1 protein-coding gene is annotated in these 441 nt (G+C 50.3%); it reads right to left on the bottom strand.

Going from position 1 to position 441, the window contains the following annotated elements:
• Positions 1 to 3: 3 nt before the first annotated feature.
• The gene (locus tag Q669_RS01220; RefSeq protein ID WP_081699701.1) at positions 4 to 402 is read right to left on the bottom strand and encodes an HAD family hydrolase; all 399 of its coding nucleotides are present in this window, start codon (positions 400 to 402) and stop codon (positions 4 to 6) included.
• Between the last annotated feature and the right edge of the window lie 39 nt (positions 403 to 441).

Below are 441 nucleotides of genomic sequence, written 5' to 3'. Positions count from 1 at the left end.
AAGTCACGGATTCAGGTTAATGCCTAATCGCATTGCGGGCTTAATATCTTTAACGAAGCTATCGCCTACCACTGCCGCTCGAGAGGCAGGCAAACCCAAGCGGTTCAAGATAGCTTCCAGAAATTCCGGACTTCCTTTGGGAAGCCCAACGTTAGATTTACAGAAATAGCCCGATACAAACTTATCTAGCCCGACTCGACTGAACGCCCCTTTAATCTCGGACTCGGACGATTCCTCCGCTCCCGTAGCGACATAGATCTTTGCAGACTGGGACAAAAATTCTAATGCTTCCGGCGCACCATCAACGGCCTGGACCACCTTCCAATCACACATTTTTCCGGGAGTTCCGGGGAAATCCACCATTAAGGTGCCCCCCCAGTCGAAAAGATATGTGTCTATCACCTAACCTTCCTTGTGCATATAACGCCGAAGCACAGCGGC

The sequence above is a fragment of the Marinobacter sp. C1S70 genome (assembly GCF_000475355.1).
GTDB lineage: Bacteria > Pseudomonadota > Gammaproteobacteria > Pseudomonadales > Oleiphilaceae > Marinobacter > Marinobacter nauticus.
This window is presented reverse-complemented; position numbering and strand designations above follow the sequence as displayed.